At 69.6% G+C, this 516-nt stretch carries 1 pseudogene; it reads right to left on the reverse strand.

Going from position 1 to position 516, the window contains the following annotated elements:
• A pseudogene (locus K675_RS0123225) lies at positions 1 to 516 on the reverse strand (3-oxoacyl-ACP reductase); the annotation flags it as partial.

Genomic DNA, 516 nt, shown 5'->3' on the forward strand with positions numbered 1-516 from the left:
GCTTCGGCGATGCGTACCACCTGGCCGGAGACATAGGCGGAGCGGCGCGACAGGAAGAAGCGCAGGCTGCTGTCCATTTCCGTTTCCGCACCGGGCTCCACGTACAGCAGTTGCACGGTAATGGCCCGGCGCAGTTCCTTGCCCAGCGAGCGCACGAAACCCTCCAGGGCCCGTTGCGCCACCGCCTGGGCCAGTTCCCCGCGGTGCTCCGGCGGCGTGCCCAGGACCAGCACGCGGCCGTGGTGGGCCAGGCGCCGGACGTTGGCATGGAAGAAGCGGTACAGCTCATCCAGTTGGGCGATATCGGCCAGGCCGCTGGCATCGAACACCAGGCCCTGGACCTTGACCGTGGACGGTGCCTCGACGCTCGCCGGGGTGGCGGCGACCGTCTCGGTGGCGGCGAAGATCCGTTGCAACTCGCCCAGCAGGCGGCCCTGGGGTGCTCCCGCGAGCACCACCGGATTGAGACTGTTGCCCGTCTGCCCCTGCCGATAGCGCTGCAGCGGCAGCGGTTGC

Source organism: Pseudomonas fuscovaginae SE-1, assembly GCF_000364705.1.
Classification (GTDB): Bacteria; Pseudomonadota; Gammaproteobacteria; order Pseudomonadales; family Pseudomonadaceae; genus Aquipseudomonas; species Aquipseudomonas fuscovaginae_A.